We start from the raw sequence: 690 nt of genomic DNA, 5'->3' as shown, positions 1-690 counted from the left end.
GCCAGTTAGAAAATGCTGGGACAGATGACGAAAAGACAAAAGCCAATCCGTTAGTGCAAGCGAATATACCGAATGATTTACCAAATAATCAAACGGATCAAGAAAAAGAAGAGAATAAAAAGAAAGGAAATCTTATTTCTTTACAGGATCGTGATAAAGAAGGGAATTTACCACAGCAGGAAGAGGAAGGAAAAGAACAAACGACACCAGGTGAAGAAGAGGCACCAATGCAACAAGACCTTATCAGCTTAGATAAGGAAGCATTAGAACAAGAAATGGAAGAACAACAAGAAGGAACAGAAGTAGAAGAATCAGAAATGGAGGTTCAACCAGAGCTTGTATCTTTAGAAGATGAGGAAATCCCAACAGGGGAAGAAACACAAGCTGGTATGGAGGCTTATGAAGAAATTCAAACAGAAGTACCAGAACAAGCAGTACCACTAGAAGAAATTCCGACTGATATAGAAGTACATGAAGATGTACAAACAGAAGTACCAGAACAAGAGGTACCATTAGAAGAGGTTTCAACTGATATGGAAGCATATGAAGAAATCCAAACAGAGGTACCAGAACAAGAAATGCCACTAGAAGAAGTTTCAACTGATATGGAGGCATATGAAGAGATTCAAACAGAAGTACCAACACAAGAACTTCCATTAGAGGAAGTGTCACCAGATCATGAAACATTTG

The 690-nt window shown here is 38.6% G+C and carries 1 pseudogene; it reads left to right on the top strand.

Going from position 1 to position 690, the window contains the following annotated elements:
* A pseudogene (locus MR160_RS33765) lies at positions 1–690 on the top strand (hypothetical protein); the annotation flags it as partial.

The organism is Bacillus cereus group sp. BfR-BA-01382, from assembly GCF_022663475.1.
Classification (GTDB): Bacteria; Bacillota; Bacilli; order Bacillales; family Bacillaceae_G; genus Bacillus_A; species Bacillus_A thuringiensis_S.
The sequence above is the reverse complement of the archived record's forward strand: the minus strand, read 5'-3'. Positions and strand labels throughout refer to the sequence as shown.